This window comes from Burkholderia pulmonis, assembly GCF_984667975.1.
The window spans coordinates 2,886,355-2,903,101 of sequence record NZ_OZ480186.1 but is presented as its reverse complement, the minus strand read 5'-3'; the positions used below and the strand labels follow the sequence as shown (position 1 = coordinate 2,903,101).

The window sequence follows — 16,747 nt, the reverse complement described above, 5'->3', positions numbered from 1 at the left end:
GAACGGCGCGGGAAGTTCTCCGCGCCGTTTCGTTTTATCCGGCGCCGGCGGCGCAATGGTGGTGCAGGGGAGTGGTAACGCAGTGACACAACAACAACGGTCGTTCGACGCTATCGTCGCGCGCGAACAAGGGTTGCGCCACGCGCTGACGTCGGGGCAGATGGCGATGATCGCGATCGGCGGCGCGATCGGCACGGGGCTGTTCCTCGGCAGCGGGTTCGCGATCGGGCTCGCGGGCCCGAGCGTGCTCGTGTCCTATGCGATCGGTGCGCTGATCGCCCTGCTGCTGATGGGTGCGCTCGCGGAAATGACCGTCGCGCATCCGACGGCCGGCTCGTTCGGCGCGTATGCCGAACACTACGTCGGCCCGCTCGCGGGCTTTCTGGTGCGCTATGCGTACTGGTTCGCGGTGGTGTTCGCGATCGGCACCGAAATCAGCGCGATCGCCGTGTTCATGAAGTACTGGTTTCCGGCCGTGCCCGGCTGGTACTGGGTGATCGGCTTTTCCGCACTGCTGATCGCCGTGAACCTGGCGAGCGTCACGCTGTACGGCACGGTCGAATACGCGTTTTCGCTGCTGAAGATCGCGGCGATCGTCGTGTTCATCGTGCTCGGCGCGTACCTCGTGTGGTCGGCGCCGGTCGCCTCGGGCATCGGTTTCGCGAACTACACCGCGCACGGCGGCTTCATGCCGAAGGGGCCGTGGGGCACCTGGGTCGCGGTGATCGTCGCGATCTTCAGCTACATGAGCATCGAAGCGGTCGCGATCGCGGCCGGCGAGGCGCGCGATCCGCAGCACGCGGTCACGCGCGCGTTCCGCTCGACCGTGTTCCGCCTCGTGCTGTTCTACCTGCTGACGCTGTCGCTGATGCTCGCGATCGTGCCGTGGACGGCGGCCGGCACCGACGAAAGCCCGTTCGTGAAGGTGATGGCCGCGACGCACGTGCCGTATGCGGCCGGCGTGATCAATTTCGTGCTGCTGATCGCTGCGCTGTCGGCGATGAACAGTCAGCTCTACGTGACGACGCGGATGATGTTCAGCCTGTCGCGCGCGCGCCTCGCGCCGGCGGTGTTCGGCCGGCTCGGCACGAACGGCGTGCCGCGGGCGGCGCTGTGGATCTCGACCAGCGGGGTCGCGGTCGCGGCCGTGCTGGTCGCGCTGGCGCCCGACACCGCGTTCACGGTGATGATGGCGATCGCGATGTTCGGCGCGTTGTTCACGTGGCTGATGATCTTCGTCACGCACCTGCGCTTCCGTTCGCAGTATCGCGGCCCCGCGCTGGCGTTCCGGATGTGGGGGCACCCGTTCGGCAGCCTGCTCGGGGCGGCGCTCGTCGCGGCGATCCTGTTGACGACCGCGTTCACGCGCGAATTCCGGATGACGATGGTGGTCGGCGTCGTGTTCGCCGTGCTGCTGACGCTCGCGTACGCGCTGCATTACCGGCACCAGCACGCGCGCTGACGCGGATGGCGATGGAAACGGAAAAAGAAAAGGGGCCGTGAGGCCCCTTTTTGCATTGCTCTGTCCGCTTAGTGACGGCCGGTGCTGCCGAAGCCGCCTTCGCCGCGATCGCTCTCGGCGAAATCGTCGACGATGTTGAACTGCGCCTGCACGACCGGCACGATTACGAGCTGCGCGAGCCGTTCGAACGGGTTCAGCACGAACTCGGTCTGGCCGCGGTTCCACGTCGAGACCATCAGCTGGCCCTGGTAGTCGGAGTCGATCAGGCCGACGAGGTTGCCGAGCACGATCCCGTGCTTGTGGCCGAGGCCCGAGCGCGGCAGGATCAGTGCCGCATAGCCGGGGTCCGCAAGGTGGATCGCGAGGCCCGTCGGCACGAGCGTCGTTTCGCCCGGCTGCAGCGTGACCGGTGCGTCTAGGCATGCGCGCAGGTCGAGGCCCGCGCTGCCGGTGGTCGCGTAGGCGGGCAGGTAGTCGCGCATGCGCGCGTCGAGAATCTTCAGGTCGAGTTTCATGCGGTCGTCGAATCGGTCGGGAAGGGTGCGGCGACACAAGCCGCCGCACGGGGGATCAGATCAGGCGGTTGTCGGGCAGGCGCTTCGCGATTTCCGCGACGAGCGCATGCGCGAGTTCGTCCTTTGGGGCGCGCGGCAGGCGCGTGAGGCCGGCCGCTTCGAACAGCACGACTTCGTTGTCGTCGCGGCCGAACGTCAGCGGGCCGAGGTTGCCGACGAGCAGCGGCACGTTCTTGCGTTTGCGCTTCTCGTCGCCGTGCACGTCGAGGTCGCCGCTTTCGGCTGCGAAGCCGACGCAGAACGGCGGATCGGGCAGCGCCGCGACCGACGCGAGGATGTCCGGGTTCTCGACGAACGCGAGCGCCGGCATCTTGCGGTCGGCCGTCTTCTTCATCTTGTGCTCGGCGGGCTGGTCGACGCGCCAGTCGGCGACCGCGGCCACCGCGATGAAGATGTCGGCATCGGCGACCGCATGCATCACGGCGTCGTACATCTGCTGCGCGGTCTGCACGTCCTGGCGGTACACGCCCCACGGCGTGTCGAGCGCGACCGGCCCGGCAACGAGATGCACGTCGGCGCCGGCCTGCTGCGCGGCGCGCGCGAGCGCGAAACCCATCTTGCCGCTCGAGCGGTTCGTGAGGCCGCGCACCGGGTCGAGCGGTTCGAACGTCGGCCCGGCCGTGATCAGTACGCGCCGGCTCGCAAGCACCTTCGGCGCGAAGTGCGCGACGATCGCTTCGTAGATCGCTTCGGGCTCGAGCATGCGGCCGTCGCCGACTTCGCCGCATGCCTGCGCGCCCGAATCCGGGCCGAGCACCGACACGCCGTCTGCGCGCAGTTGCGCGGCGTTGCGCTGCGTGGCCGGGTTTTGCCACATCTGGCGGTTCATTGCGGGAACGACGAGCAGCGGGCAGTCGCGTGCGACGCACAGCGTCGACAGCAGATCGTCCGCGAACCCGTGCGCGAGCTTCGCGAGGAAGTCCGTCGACGCGGGCGCGATCACGATCGCGTCGGCTTCGCGCGACAGGTCGATGTGCGCCATGTTGTTGTCGATGCGCGCGTCCCACTGGCTCGTATAGACGGGCCGGCCCGACAGCGCCTGCATCGTGACAGGCGTGATGAACTGGGTGGCGGCGTCGGTCATCGCGACCTGCACGGTCGCGCCGGCCTTCACGAGCAGCCGCGTGAGCTCGGCGATCTTGTAGCAGGCGATGCCGCCCGTCAGGCCGAGAACGAGGTGTTTTCCTGCGAGTTCTGCGTGTGCCAACTCAGGCCTCCAAGGGTCAAACGGAACGGCCGGCGCGAAGCCGGCCGTCGACGCCGAGTATGCGCGTTTAGCGCGAGCCGCGCACGCGACGCAGTTCGTCGTAAATCAGCAGCACCGCGCCGACCGTGATCGCGGAATCGGCGAGGTTGAACGCCGGGAAGTGCCAGGCGCCGAGGTGGAAATCGAGGAAGTCGATCACGTGACCGTAGACGAGCCGGTCGATCACGTTGCCGAGCGCGCCGCCGAGGATCAGCGCGAGCGACAGGCTGAACAGCCGCTGCTGGCCGTGACGGCGCAGCAGGACGCAGATCACGAGCGTCGCGCCGATGCCGAGCGCGGTGAACGCCCAGCGCTGCCAGCCGCTCGCGGTCGACAGGAAGCCGAACGCGGCGCCGCGGTTGTACACCAGCACGAGGTTGAAGAACGACGTCAGCGCATGCTGCGCGCCGTACGCGAACGTTTTCAGGATCGCGATCTTCGACAGCTGGTCGAACAGGATCACGACCAGCGAAATGCCGAGCCAGGGCGCAAGCGCGCCGCTGGCCGGTTTCGACAGGGTTTTCGCCATATTTAAGCAGCGCTCCGGATTTCGCCGTTTTCGAACAGGTTGGAGAAGCAGCGGCCGCACAGCGTCGGATGGTCGGCGTGTGCGCCGACGTCTTCGCGGTAATGCCAGCAGCGTTCGCACTTCTGGTACTTCGATGCGGCCACGTCGACGCTTTCCTGCGCTTCGTCGTCGACCTTGACGACCGTCGCGGCCGACGTGATCAGCACGAACTTCAGGTCGTCGCCAAGGCTCGTGAGCGCGTTGTAACGCGCGCCGCTCGCGTGCACGGTGACTTCGGCCTGCAGCGACGAACCGATGCGGTTCGCGGTGCGTGCCTCTTCGAGCGCCTTCGTCACGTTGCCGCGTACGTCGCGCAGCAGCGCCCACTTCTCGATCAGCTCGGCCGAGCCGGCGACGTCCGGATACGCGTAGTAGGTTTCCGTGAAGATCGTGTCGCTGGCCGGCTGGAACACCTTCCACGCTTCTTCCGCCGTGAACGACAGGAACGGTGCGAGCACGCGCAGCAGGCCGTGCGTCAGGTGGTACAGCGCGGTCTGCGCGGAGCGGCGCGCGCGCGAATCGGCCGCGCTCGTGTACAGGCGGTCCTTCAGCACGTCGAGGTAGAAGCCGCCGAGATCTTCCGAGCAGTACGTCTGCAGCTTCGCGACGACCGGGTGGAATTCATACTTCTCGTAGTGGCCGAGCAGTTCCGTCTGCAGTTGCTGCGAGAACGCGACCGCATAGCGGTCGATCTCGAGCCATTCCTCGGCCGGCACCGCGTGCTGCGCGAAGTCGAAGTCCGACAGGTTCGCGAGCAGGAAGCGCAGCGTGTTGCGGATGCGGCGATAGCCTTCGGTCACGCGCTTCAGGATTTCCTCGGAAATCGCGAGTTCGCCCGAGTAGTCGGTCGATGCGATCCACAGGCGGATGATTTCCGCGCCGAGGCGGTTCGCGACTTCATCCGGGTCGATGCCGTTGCCGAGCGACTTGCTCATCTTGCGGCCTTCGCCGTCGACCGTGAAGCCGTGCGTGAGCAGGCCCTTGTACGGCGCGCGGCCGTCGATCATCGACGCGGTCAGCAGCGACGAGTGGAACCAGCCGCGGTGCTGGTCCGAGCCTTCGAGGTACAGGTCGGCCGGGAACTGCAGTTGATCCTTGTGCGAGCCGCGCAGCACGTGCCAGTGCGTCGTGCCCGAGTCGAACCACACGTCGAGCGTGTCGCGGTTCTTCTCGTACAGGTTTGCGTCGTCGCCGATCAGCTCGCGCGGATCGAGCGATTGCCACGCCTCGATGCCCGACTGCTCGACGCGCTTCGCGACTTCCTCGAGCAGCTCGAGCGTGCGCGGGTGCAGCTCGCCGGTTTCCTTGTGCACGAAGAACGCCATCGGCACGCCCCATTGACGCTGGCGCGACAGCGTCCAGTCGGGACGGTTCGCGATCATGCTGAACAGGCGCTGCTTGCCCCACGACGGGTAGAACGCGGTCGCGTCGATGCCCTCGAGCGCCGTTTCGCGCAGCGTCTTGCCGCCGTCCTTCGGCGTCACGTCCATGCCGGCGAACCACTGCGACGTCGCGCGGTAGATGATCGCCGTCTTGTGGCGCCAGCAGTGCATGTAGCTGTGCGTGTACTTCTCGCTGCGCAGCAGCGAGCCGGCCGCGTTCAGCGCGTCGACGATCTTCGGGTTCGCATCCCAGATCGACAGGCCGCCGAACAGCGGCAGCGATTCGATGTAGCGGCCGTCGCCCATCACCGGGTTGATGAAGTCCGAATCGGTCATCCCGTGCGCCTTGCACGACATGAAGTCCTCGATACCGTAGGCGGGCGACGAGTGCACGACGCCGGTACCCGTGTCGGTCGTCACGTAGTCGCCGAGGTAGACGGGCGCCGTACGCTTGTAGCCGGGGTGGGCCGATGCGAGCGGGTGGTGGAAGCGCAGGCCGGCGAGCTTCACGCCCGGCGCGGTCGCGACGACGCGGCCCGTCAGCTTGAAGTCGGTCATGCACGCTTCGACGCGCTCTTCCGCGATGATCAGCAGCCCGCGCTCGGTGTCGACCAGCGCGTAGACGATTTCCGGATGGAGGTTCAGCGCCTGGTTGGCGGGGATCGTCCACGGCGTGGTGGTCCAGATCACGATGCCGCCTTCGGCGCGCGGCAGCGCCGGCAGGCCGAACGCCTGCGCGGTCTTTTCCGGTTCCGCGAACGCGAACATCACGTCGATCGTCGGATCGGTGCGGTCCTTGTACTCGACTTCCGCTTCGGCGAGTGCCGAGCCGCAGTCGAAGCACCAGTTCACCGGCTTCAGCCCGCGGTACACGTAACCCTTCTCGATGATCTTGCCGAGCGCGCGGATTTCTTCCGCCTCGTTCACGAAGTTCATCGTCTTGTACGGATTGGCCCAGTCGCCGAGCACGCCGAGGCGCTTGAAGCCGACCTTCTGCTTTTCGATCTGCTCGGTCGCGTACGCGCGCGCCTTGCTCATCACTTCGGCCGCGGGCAGCGACTTGCCGAACTGCTTCTCGATCTGGATCTCGATCGGCATCCCGTGGCAATCCCAGCCCGGCACGTACGGCGCGTCGAAGCCGGCCATGTTGCGCGACTTGACGACGATGTCCTTCAGGATCTTGTTGACCGCGTGGCCGAGGTGGATGTCGCCGTTCGCATACGGCGGGCCGTCGTGCAGGATGAACTTCGGACGGCCCTTGCTGGCCGCGCGGATCTTCTCGTAGAGGCCGCGCTCTTCCCATTCCTTGACCCACTGCGGCTCGCGCTTGGGCAGGTCGCCGCGCATCGGGAACGGCGTGTCGAGCAGGTTGACCGGATACTTTGCCTGCGGTTTCGAATCGGCTTTCTTGTTGCTCATGATGGGATCGCTATCTAAATCGGGAGACGCTCGGGCGTCGTGAATCGGGGATGCGCGCGAGTAGGCGGCGCGTGGGTGCGGCGCCAGGCGCCGCCGTCCGGATCAGCTAATTCGATCGGTGGCCGACGTCGAGAAGCCCGTGGCGCGGCTGCCCGGCGCACGGTCGCGCTCGATGAAATACGCACGCGCATTCGCGACGTCCAGTGCGATCGCGCGCGATAGCGCCTCGAGATCGTCGAACTTCGCCTCGTCGCGCAGCTTCTTCAGGAATTCGACGCGGACGAGCTTGCCGTATGCATCGCCGTGCCAGTCGAGCAGGTGGACTTCGAGCAGCACGCGGCCCGAATCGTCGACGGTCGGGCGCAGGCCGAGGCTGGCCACGCCCGGCAGCGGGTCGGGGCCGAGGCCGTGTACCTGCACGACGAAAATGCCCATGAGCGCCGGCCGCTTGTGCGCGATCGGCAGGTTCAGCGTCGGGAATCCGAGGTCGCGGCCGAGTTTCAGCCCGTGCGCGACGTGGCCGCTGATCGCATAGCCGTGGCCGAGCGCCTGCGCGGCCGCGTCGAGATCGCCGGCCGCGAGCGCGGCGCGCACGCCGGAGCTGGAGATGCGCGTGCCGTCGCTGCCGGCCACCGTGCCCATCTGCTCGACCTCGAAACCGTGCCGCTCGCCGGCCGCCTTCAGCGTGTCGAACGTGCCCGCGCGCTTCGCGCCGTAGCAGAAATCGTCGCCGACCATCATCCAGCGCGTGTGCAGCCCGTTCACCAGCGTGCGTTCGACGAACGCTTGCGGCGACTGGCTCGCGAAGGTGTGGTTGAAGTGCTCGACGACGACGCGGTCGACCCCGTGATCGCGCAGCGCCTCGAGCTTGTCGCGCAGCATCGCGATGCGCGGCGGCGCGCCGGCCGGGTTGAAGAATTCGCGCGGGTGCGGCTCGAACGTCATCACGCACACGGGCAGGCCGCGCGCGTCCGCTGCCGCGCGCACGCGCGCGAGCAGGGCCTGGTGGCCGCGATGGACACCGTCGAAGTTGCCGATCGTCAGCGCGCACGGGGCGCGGCTCTCGGCGTTGGGCAGGCCGCGGAAGACTTTCACGATAGCGGATGCAGCGTCGGGGGAATGGGCGGTGGGGTGCCGCAAAGCAGAAGATTATAAACGTTCGGGCGGGCCGGCGGCCGAGAAGGCGGGAAACGCGGGGGCGAATGGTAAAATTCGCGGATGAAAAAACTCGTGATCCTGATTTCCGGTCGCGGCAGCAACATGGAGGCCATCGTCCGCGCGTGCGCGCAGGAACGCTGGCCGGCCGAGATTGCCGCCGTGATCGCCAACCGGCCCGATGCGGCCGGGCTGGCTTTTGCCGCGTCGCACGGGGTGGCGACGGCGGTGGTCGACCACCGGTCGTTCGACGGCCGTGACAGCTTCGACGCGGCGCTCGCTGCCGAGATCGACCGTTTCGCACCCGATCTCGTCGTCCTCGCCGGCTTCATGCGCATTCTCACGCCCGTATTCGTCAGACGATACGAGGGCCGGCTGCTGAACGTCCACCCGTCGCTGCTGCCGAGCTTCAAGGGCATCCACACGCACCAGCAGGCGCTCGACGCCGGCGTCGCGCTGCATGGCGCGAGCGTGCATTTCGTCATTCCCGAGCTCGACAGCGGCGCGATCGTCGCACAGGGCGCGGTGCCCGTGCGTGCGGGCGACGACGCGGCCGCGCTCGCGCAGCGCGTGCTGACCGTCGAGCATGTGCTGTACCCGCGTGCGGTTCGCTGGTTCGTCGAGGGGCGTCTGCGCCTCGAGAACGGCCGTGCAGTAGTGGCGCCGGAAGAGGCGCGCTGGATTTTCGCGGATCAACCGCATACCGAAACGAGTGAGGGCGTATGAAGCTGCACGGATTCCTGATCGGCCAGACCGAGACTTTGCTGGCCGAGGTGCTGAAGTTCGCCGGCCCCGCCGACGCGACGACGAGCCGGTTCTTCCGCGCGCACCCGAAGCTCGGGCATGCCGAGCGCGGCGTGATCGCCGAGGCCGTGTTCGCGGTACTGCGCCGGAAGATGGAGTTTTCGCATCTCGCCGAGAGCGGCACGGGCACGCCTGCGCGGCGCCTCACGCTGCTCGGCCTGATGCAGACGGCCGGCCGCAATGCGCTGAAGCCGTTCCTGTCCGACACCGAGTCCGCCTGGCTCGAGCACGTATCGAAGATCGATCCGGCGAGCCTGCCGGTGCGTATTCGCACGAACCTGCCCGACTGGATCCACCAGGCGCTGTCGGCCCGTTTCGACGCTGACGAGCTCGCGCAGCTCGCGGCCGCGCTGAACTACCCGGCGCCGCTCGACCTGCGCGCCAACGCGCAGAAGGCGACCCGCGACCAGGTGATCGACGGCCTGCGCGCAAGCGGCATCGATGCGGGCGCGACGCCGTTCGCGCCGTTCGGCGTGCGCGTGATCGGCAAGCCGGCGCTGACGCGCCTGAAGCTGTTCGAGGAGGGCGCGATCGAGGTGCAGGACGAAGGCAGCCAGCTGCTGTGCTCGCTGGTCGCCCCGCGCCGCGGCGAAATGGTCGTCGATTTCTGCGCGGGCGCGGGCGGCAAGACGCTCGCGCTCGGCGCGATGATGCGCTCGACCGGGCGCCTCTATGCGTTCGACGTGTCGGAGAAGCGCCTCGCGAAGCTGAAGCCGCGCCTCGCGCGCAGCGGGTTGTCGAACGTGAACCCGGTGCTGATCGACAGCGAGCATGACGCGAAGATCAAGCGGCTCGCCGGCAAGATCGACCGCGTGCTGGTCGACGCGCCGTGCAGCGGCCTCGGCACGCTGCGCCGCAATCCGGACCTGAAGTGGCGCCAGGCGCGCACCGCGATCGACGAGCTGGTGCCGAAGCAGGCGTCGATCCTCGCGAGCGCCGCACGTCTCGTGAAGAAGGGCGGCCGGCTCGTCTACGCGACCTGCAGCGTGCTCGACGCCGAGAACGAGCGGATCGTCGAGCAGTTCCTGGCCGACCATCCCGAATTCGTGCTGGTGCCGGCGCAGAAGGTGCTGGCCGACCAGCGCATCGAGCTCGAGATGGGCGACTACCTGTCGCTGTGGCCGCATCGTCACGCGACCGACGGCTTCTTCGCCGCGGTGCTCGAACGGCGCGCCGCGCAGTAACGACAGCCCGGACGGACGATGGAAAATCTGCAGAGCCGCCTGCTGTCGCACCGGCTGGCGTCGGTCATCCGCGATTTCCACCAGCCGGTGATGATCTGGCAGGCGGCGATCCTCGTCGGCGCACTGTGTTTCGCATGGGTGGTCGCGCGCTTCGTGCACGGCCGGATCGACGCACGCCGCCGCGCGGCCGGCCGCACGCCGGGCGCGGGCGCGCAGAGCCTGAAGCGCGCGCTGTTCCCGTTGTTCGGCAGCGTGTTCGTCGGCGGTGCGCAGCTCGCGTTCGATCCGTTCATGTCGACGTCGCTGCTGTCGCTGGCGCTCGTGCCGCTGTTCGGCATCGGGCTGATCTACGTGCTGTTCTTCTTCGCGCGGCGCGTGTTCGCACGCGACGGCCATACGCATGCGTGGCTGTCGATCGTCGAGAAGGTCGTGTCGACCGTCGTGTGGGCCGCGATGGTGCTGACGGTGCTCGGCATCCAGCGCGACGTGCTCGGCTGGCTCGACAGCGTGCAGTTCCGCGTCGCGAACGCGCACCTCACGCTGCTGTCGGTGATTTCCGGCGCGCTGTGGGTGTGCGTGACGCTGATGGTCGCGATGTGGCTCGGCTCGGTGCTCGAGGATCGTCTCACGCGCGCGAGCACGCTCGACGCGAACCTGAAGGTCGTGCTGTCGCGGGTCGGCCGCGCGCTGCTCGTGTTCGCGGCGATCCTGATCGGGCTGTCGCTGGTCGGCATCGACGTGACGGTGCTCGGCGTGTTCGGCGGCGCGGTGGGCGTCGGCCTCGGGTTCGGGCTGCAGAAGATCGCAAGCAACTACGTGTCGGGCTTCATCATCCTGCTCGACCGCTCGCTGCGGCTCGGCGATGCGATCAGCGTCGGCGGGCTGCAGGGCGTCGTCACGCAGATCCGCACGCGCTACACGGTCGTGCGCGGCCTCGACGGCAACGAGACGCTGATCCCGAACGAGAAGCTGATCACCGACGTCGTGCAGAACCAGTCGTCGTACCTGACGCGCGGCTATGCGAAGGTCGCCGTGCAGGTGGCGTACACGAGCGACGTCGAGCACGCGCTCGCGCTGCTCGCCGACGCGGCGAAGGGCGTGCCGCGCGTGCTGGCCGAGCCCGCGCCGACCCCGTATCTGGTGAGTTTCGGCGCGGACGGCATCGACCTGGAGCTCGGTTTCTGGATCGAGGATTCCGCAAAAGGCACGTCGGGCGTGCGTTCGGGCGTGAACCGCAACATCTGGCGGCTGTTCGGCGAGCACGGGATCTCGATTCCGTTTCCGCAGCGCGAAGTGCGGGTGGTCGGATTGCCGGACGGTTTTCCTGCCGCGGGCGCGGCGGCCGGGCTCGATTCCGCTGCCGCGAGCGGTGCGGTGGACGGGCACGCGCCGGCTGCGTAGCGCGCGCCGGCCGTCAAATGGTTTGACCCCGCGACCGAAACCGGATCGCGGGCCTTTCCAGGTCCGCCCGTGGACTGCGCCAGTTGCGCCAGGGCAAGAAAATATTCATTTTTTACAAAGACTTGGAACGGTTGAAGTAAAATTCAAGTCTATACGCGGTATGCTTTCATTTTTCTGACGCTTGCGCGAGCCGGCGTCGCTCTCATCACAGGTAACTGCCTTGTTGAATTCCCTGCTCGATTTTCTTTCCCACGGGCTCCTGCGTTTTTCGTGGTGGCAGGTCGCGTTGTTCGCGCTCGCCGTCACGCACGTCACGATCATCGGCGTGACGGTCTATCTGCACCGTTGCCAGGCGCACCGCGCGCTGGAGCTGCATCCGATCGCGAGCCACTTCTTCCGCCTGTGGCTGTGGATGACGACCGGCATGCTGACGGGGCAGTGGGCGGCGATTCACCGCAAGCACCATGCGAAGTGCGAGACCGAGGAAGATCCGCACAGCCCGCAGACGCGCGGCATCTGGAAGGTGTTCCTCGAAGGTGCTGAACTGTATCGCGCGGAAGCGAAGAACGAAGAGACGATGCGCAAGTTCGGCCACGGCACGCCGAACGACTGGCTCGAACGCAATCTCTATTCGAAGTACCCGATTCTCGGCATCAGCATGATGATGGTGATCGACGTCGCGCTGTTCGGCGTGCTCGGCCTGACCGTGTGGGCCGTGCAGATGGTCTGGATTCCGTTCTGGGCGGCGGGCGTCGTCAACGGCTTCGGTCACTTCTGGGGCTATCGCAACTTCAACTCGACCGACGCGAGCACGAACCTGTTCCCGTGGGGCATCGTGATCGGCGGCGAAGAGCTGCACAACAACCACCACACGTTCGCGACGTCGGCGAAGCTGTCGAACAAGTGGTACGAGTTCGACATCGGCTGGATGTACATCCGCATCATGTCGGCGTTCGGTCTCGCGAAGGTGAAGAAGGTCGCGCCGACGCCGCGCCTGAACAAGCCGAAGACGGTGCTCGACCAGGAAACGCTGCAGGCCGTGCTGTCGAACCGCTACGAAGTGATGGCGCGTTACGGCAAGGCCGTGAAGCGTGCGTATCGCCAGGAGCTCGCGCACCTGAAGGAACTCGGTTCGAGCGAGAAGTACCAGCTGATGCGCGGCGCACGCAAGTGGTTCCACAAGGACGCCGACGGCCTCGACGAGCCGCAGAAGAAGTTGCTGCCGGAAATCTTCGCGAACAGCCAGAAGCTGCATACGTACTTCCAGCTGCGCCAGGATCTGGCCGCCATCTGGGATCGTTCAACCGCATCGCGCGAACAGCTTCTCGCGCAATTGCAGGATTGGTGCCATCGCGCAGAACAAAGCGGCATCAAGTCGCTGCAGGAATTCGCGACGCGCCTGCGCCGCTACGCCTGATTCGAAATCGATTAGAATCTCAGGACGTCACAAACCCCGCGTTGGCGGGGTTTTTTCATTTGGGCCGCCGGTTTTTGAAGGGCGTCGGCAGCGCCGGATTTGTATGAAGCTTGGGGCAGAGTGATGGTGTGCCCCGGGCGAGCGCAGAGGATGGGATCAGGGTGAGTGCCAAAGCGCCAACGCTGATCGACCGCGAAGCATGGGACCCGAGTAAGCGCTCAAGTGCTAACTCGGGTCGACCGCGAAGCATGGGACCCGAGTAAGCGCTAAAGCGCTAACTCGGGTCGACAGGAGATATGGAGATGCAATCGACGATCAAACCCGTCGAGTACGACCGGCCCGTCGCAGCAGGGACCGTGTGCGGCGTGGGACAGGCCTGGGCCAAGGTGCCCGACGCGCCGTCCGCCGCGGAGCGCGCTGCACTGAAGGCACGCATCAAGGCGCTGCTCGTGCGTGAAAAGGCCGTGCTGGTCGCCCACTACTATGTGGATGCCGAACTGCAGGAACTCGCCGACGAAACGGGTGGCTGTGTCGCCGATTCGCTCGAAATGGCCCGCTTCGGCCGCGATCACGACGCGCAGACGCTGGTTGTCGCCGGGGTGCGCTTCATGGGCGAAACCGCCAAGATCCTGAGCCCGAACAAGCGGATCCTGATGCCCGATCTCGACGCGACCTGCTCGCTCGATCTCGGCTGCCCGGTCGACGAATTCTCGGCGTTCTGCGATGCACATCCGGATCGCACCGTCGTCGTCTACGCGAACACCAGCGCGGCCGTGAAGGCGCGCGCGGACTGGATGGTCACGTCGTCGATCGGCCTCGAGATCGTGGCCGACCTGCACGCGCGCGGCGAAAAGATCATCTGGGCGCCGGATCGCCATCTCGGCAGCTACATCCAGAAGAAAACCGGCGCGGACATGCTGCTGTGGCAAGGCTCGTGCCTCGTCCACGACGAGTTCAAGGGCATCGAGCTCGACCTGCTGCGCGCCGAATATCCGGACGCGAAGGTGCTCGTCCACCCCGAATCGCCGGAAAACGTCGTCGCGCAGGCCGATGTCGTCGGCTCGACCACGCAACTGATCGACGCAGCCGTCAAATTCGATGCGACGCACTTCATCGTCGCGACCGATCTCGGCATCCTGCACAAGATGCAGCTCGCGGCGCCCGGCAAGACCTTCATCGCCGCACCGACGGCCGGCAACAGCGCGACCTGCAAGAGCTGCGCGCACTGCCCGTGGATGGCGATGAACGGACTCGCGAACCTCGCCGACGTGCTCGAACGCGGCCACAACGAGATCTTCGTCGACCCTGCGATCGGCGAGCGTGCGCGTTTGCCGATCGACCGGATGCTCGAATTCGCGGCCGCGCACAAGAAGCGCGTGCAGACGAGCGGCGATCTGCAGTGCGACCAGCAACTGTTTGCGAACGTGGGGGCTGCATGAGCGAGGCCGTATCCCCGCTGTTCGGCATTGTCCGCGAGCAATACGGCGCGGCATTCGACGATGCCATCGCGCGCAACGTGGCCGATGCGATCGCGGAAGACGTCGGTAGCGGCGACCAGACCGGGCGGCTCGTGCCGGCCGGCGGGCACCACCGCGCGCGCATCATCGTGCGCGAGGAAGCCGTGCTGTGCGGCGTGCCGTGGTTCGAGGCCGTGATCGCCCGGATCGATCCGTCGATCGTCGTGCAATGGCGCTATCGCGAAGGTGACCGGATGACGCCCGATTCGACCGTCTGCGAACTCGAAGGGCCGGCGCGCGGGCTGCTGACGGCCGAGCGCAACGGGTTGAATTTCCTGCAGCTGCTGTCGGGCGTCGCGACCGCGACGCGCCGTTACGTCGATCGCGTCGAAGGCACGCGCGCGAAGATCCTCGATACGCGCAAGACGCTGCCGGGCCTGCGGCTCGCGCAGAAATACGCGGTGCGGGTCGGCGGCGGCGAGAACCAGCGTCTCGCGCTGTACGACGGCATCCTGATCAAGGAGAACCACATCGCGGCGGCGGGCGGTGTCGGCGAAGCGCTCGACGCGGCATTCGCGCTGGAATCGGGCGTGCCCGTGCAGGTCGAAGTCGAGACGCTCGCGCAACTCGAAACGGCACTCGCGCATCGCGCGCAGTCGGTGCTGCTCGACAACTTCACGCTCGACATGATGCGCGAAGCGGTGCGCGTGGCGAATGGCGGCGCGGTGCTCGAAGTATCGGGCGGTGTCAATTTCGACACGGTGCGCGCGTTCGCGGAGACGGGCGTCGATCGCATTTCGATCGGCGCGCTGACGAAGGACGTACGCGCGACGGACTATTCGATGCGGATCGTCGACTGATCGCACGTCTTTCGGTCAGGTAAAAAAGCCGCTGGCGCGCAAACGCCGGCGGCTTTTTTCATTTCATGTGCGGTCCCGCGACAGCCGGGCGGACGCTCAGCGGCGCGCGCGCGGCGTGAGCACGCTGGGCAACGCCTTCGGCAGCGTATTCGGCCAGTCGCGGCTGTAGTGCAGCCCGCGGCTTTCGCGGCGCGAGTGCGCGCTTTTCACGATCAGCGTTGCCACGTCGACGAGGTTGCGCAGTTCGAGCAGGTCGCGCGTCACGCGGAAGTTCGCGTAGTACTCGTGGATTTCGTCGCGCAGCAGCGACAGCCGGTGCTTCGCGCGTTCGAGGCGCTTGTCGGTGCGCACGATGCCGACGTAGTTCCACATCAGGCGGCGCAGTTCGTCCCAGTTGTGCGCGACGACGACTTCCTCGTCGGCATCCGACACGCGGCTTTCGTCCCAGGCGGGCAGCGTGGCCGGCGTGTCGGCATCGAAGCCGGCCGCCTCGATCGCCTCGGCTGCCGTTCGGCCGATCACGAGGCATTCGAGCAGCGAGTTGCTCGCGAGCCGGTTCGCGCCGTGCAGCCCCGTGTACGACGTTTCGCCGACCGCATACAGGCCTGCGAGATCGGTGCGCCCGGCGAGATCGGTGACGACGCCGCCGCACGTATAGTGCGCGGCCGGTACGACGGGGATCGGCTCTTTCGCGATGTCGATGCCGAATTCGAGGCAGCGTGCATGGATCGTCGGGAAATGTTCGCGCAGGAACGCTTCCGGTTGATGGCTGATGTCGAGATACACGCAGTCGATCCCGCGTTTCTTGATCTCGAAGTCGATTGCGCGCGCGACGATGTCGCGCGGCGCGAGTTCGGCGCGCGGATCGTGCGCGGGCATGAAGCGCGTGCCGTCCGGCAGCTTCAGCAGACCGCCTTCGCCGCGCACGGCTTCCGAGATCAGGAACGATTTCGCATACGGATGGAACAGGCAGGTCGGGTGGAACTGGATGAATTCCATGTTCGACACGCGGCAGCCTGCGCGCCACGCCATCGCGATACCGTCGCCGGTCGCGGTGTCGGGGTTCGTCGTGTACAGGTAAACCTTGCCGGCGCCGCCCGTGGCGAGCACCGTGTGCGGCGCCTCGATCGTGATCGTGCGGTCGTTGTCGACGTCGAGCGCATACAGGCCGTGACAGCGGCGGCCGGGCAGGCCGAGCCGGTCCGACGTGATCAGGTCGATGGCGTGATGATTTTCGAAGAACGTGATGTTCGGATGCTGGCGCGCGCGCTCCGACAGTGTCGCGAGCACCGCATGGCCGGTCGCATCGGCCGCATGGATGATCCGGCGGTGACTGTGACCGCCTTCGCGCGTCAGGTGAAAACCGAGTTCGGCCGCGTCATCCTTCGTGAACGGCACGCCTTGCGAGATCAGCCATTCGATCGCCTCGCGGCCGTGCTCGACGATGTAGCGCGTCGCGCCTTCGTCGCACAGGCCGCCACCGGCGACCAGCGTGTCGTCGACATGGTTCTCGATGCTGTCCGCCGAATCGAGGACGGCCGCGATACCGCCTTGCGCGTGATCGCTTGCCCCCTCCATCATCGAACGTTTCGCGATCAGCGCGACACGTCGCGTGCTGGCCAGGTTGAGTGCGACCGACAGCCCTGCCAGGCCGCTGCCGACGATCGCCACGTCGAATTTCATGCTGCATCTCCATCGTTACGCTTTTGATCTTGTGCGTTCCGGCGGCCGTGGCCGCGGAAAGGGGAGAGCATACCGCGTCGGGCAAGAGCGTGCGCGCAAAACAAAAAGCCCCGCAAGTGCGGGGCTTTTCGGTC

General features: G+C 66.8%; 13 protein-coding genes. 7 read left to right on the top strand and 6 right to left on the bottom strand.

The window, feature by feature from the left end; all coding sequences use genetic code 11:
* The first annotated feature begins 82 nt into the window (after positions 1-82).
* Positions 83-1,462, top strand: a complete 1,380-nt coding sequence (locus AC5LXK_RS13475; protein WP_493389260.1) for an amino acid permease — start codon at positions 83-85, stop codon at positions 1,460-1,462.
* Positions 1,463-1,530: 68 nt separating this feature from the next.
* On the opposite strand, the gene dut is transcribed toward AC5LXK_RS13475, so the two are convergent.
* The 5 genes from dut to AC5LXK_RS13450 form a co-directional block, all read right to left on the bottom strand.
* On the bottom strand, positions 1,531-1,977 hold the full coding sequence (gene dut / locus AC5LXK_RS13470; protein ID WP_021160741.1) for a dUTP diphosphatase: 447 nt from the start codon (positions 1,975-1,977) through the stop codon (positions 1,531-1,533).
* Positions 1,978-2,032: 55 nt separating this feature from the next.
* Positions 2,033-3,244, bottom strand: a complete 1,212-nt coding sequence (gene coaBC / locus AC5LXK_RS13465; RefSeq protein WP_493389259.1) for a bifunctional phosphopantothenoylcysteine decarboxylase/phosphopantothenate--cysteine ligase CoaBC — start codon at positions 3,242-3,244, stop codon at positions 2,033-2,035.
* Positions 3,245-3,311: 67 nt separating this feature from the next.
* Positions 3,312-3,812, bottom strand: a complete 501-nt coding sequence (gene lspA, locus AC5LXK_RS13460) for a signal peptidase II (RefSeq protein ID WP_493389258.1) — start codon at positions 3,810-3,812, stop codon at positions 3,312-3,314.
* A gap of 2 nt (positions 3,813-3,814) precedes the next feature.
* Positions 3,815-6,652, bottom strand: coding sequence for an isoleucine--tRNA ligase (gene ileS, locus AC5LXK_RS13455; protein ID WP_493389257.1), 2,838 nt, complete (start codon positions 6,650-6,652; stop codon positions 3,815-3,817).
* Positions 6,653-6,754: 102 nt separating this feature from the next.
* Positions 6,755-7,747: a bifunctional riboflavin kinase/FAD synthetase gene (locus tag AC5LXK_RS13450; protein ID WP_493389256.1), complete on the bottom strand. Its 993-nt coding sequence runs from the start codon at positions 7,745-7,747 to the stop codon at positions 6,755-6,757.
* A gap of 123 nt (positions 7,748-7,870) precedes the next feature.
* Between AC5LXK_RS13450 and purN the strand changes: the two genes are divergently transcribed.
* From purN to nadC, 6 genes are all read left to right on the top strand, one after another.
* Positions 7,871-8,533 carry a phosphoribosylglycinamide formyltransferase gene (purN, locus tag AC5LXK_RS13445; protein ID WP_493389255.1) on the top strand — a complete coding sequence of 221 codons (663 nt, stop codon included), beginning with the start codon at positions 7,871-7,873 and terminating at the stop codon, positions 8,531-8,533.
* Positions 8,530-9,795, top strand: a complete 1,266-nt coding sequence (locus AC5LXK_RS13440; protein WP_493389254.1) for an RsmB/NOP family class I SAM-dependent RNA methyltransferase — start codon at positions 8,530-8,532, stop codon at positions 9,793-9,795. Before purN ends, AC5LXK_RS13440 begins: the two co-directional genes overlap by 4 nt.
* Before the next feature lie 18 nt (positions 9,796-9,813).
* Positions 9,814-11,196: a mechanosensitive ion channel family protein gene (locus AC5LXK_RS13435; RefSeq protein ID WP_493389253.1), complete on the top strand. Its 1,383-nt coding sequence runs from the start codon at positions 9,814-9,816 to the stop codon at positions 11,194-11,196.
* A gap of 220 nt (positions 11,197-11,416) precedes the next feature.
* A complete protein-coding gene (locus AC5LXK_RS13430; RefSeq protein WP_493389252.1) occupies positions 11,417-12,613 on the top strand; it encodes a DesA family fatty acid desaturase in 1,197 nt (398 codons plus the stop codon).
* Positions 12,614-12,915: 302 nt separating this feature from the next.
* A complete protein-coding gene (nadA, locus tag AC5LXK_RS13425; RefSeq protein ID WP_493389251.1) occupies positions 12,916-14,052 on the top strand; it encodes a quinolinate synthase NadA in 1,137 nt (378 codons plus the stop codon).
* Entirely contained in the window at positions 14,049-14,930 is an 882-nt protein-coding gene (gene nadC / locus AC5LXK_RS13420; protein WP_493389250.1) for a carboxylating nicotinate-nucleotide diphosphorylase, read from the top strand. The genes nadA and nadC overlap by 4 nt, the downstream gene beginning before the upstream one ends.
* 96 nt (positions 14,931-15,026) lie before the next feature.
* Here the strand turns inward: nadC and nadB are convergent, their stop codons facing one another.
* Positions 15,027-16,613, bottom strand: a complete 1,587-nt coding sequence (nadB, locus tag AC5LXK_RS13415; protein ID WP_493389249.1) for an L-aspartate oxidase — start codon at positions 16,611-16,613, stop codon at positions 15,027-15,029.
* Positions 16,614-16,747 lie beyond the last annotated feature (134 nt).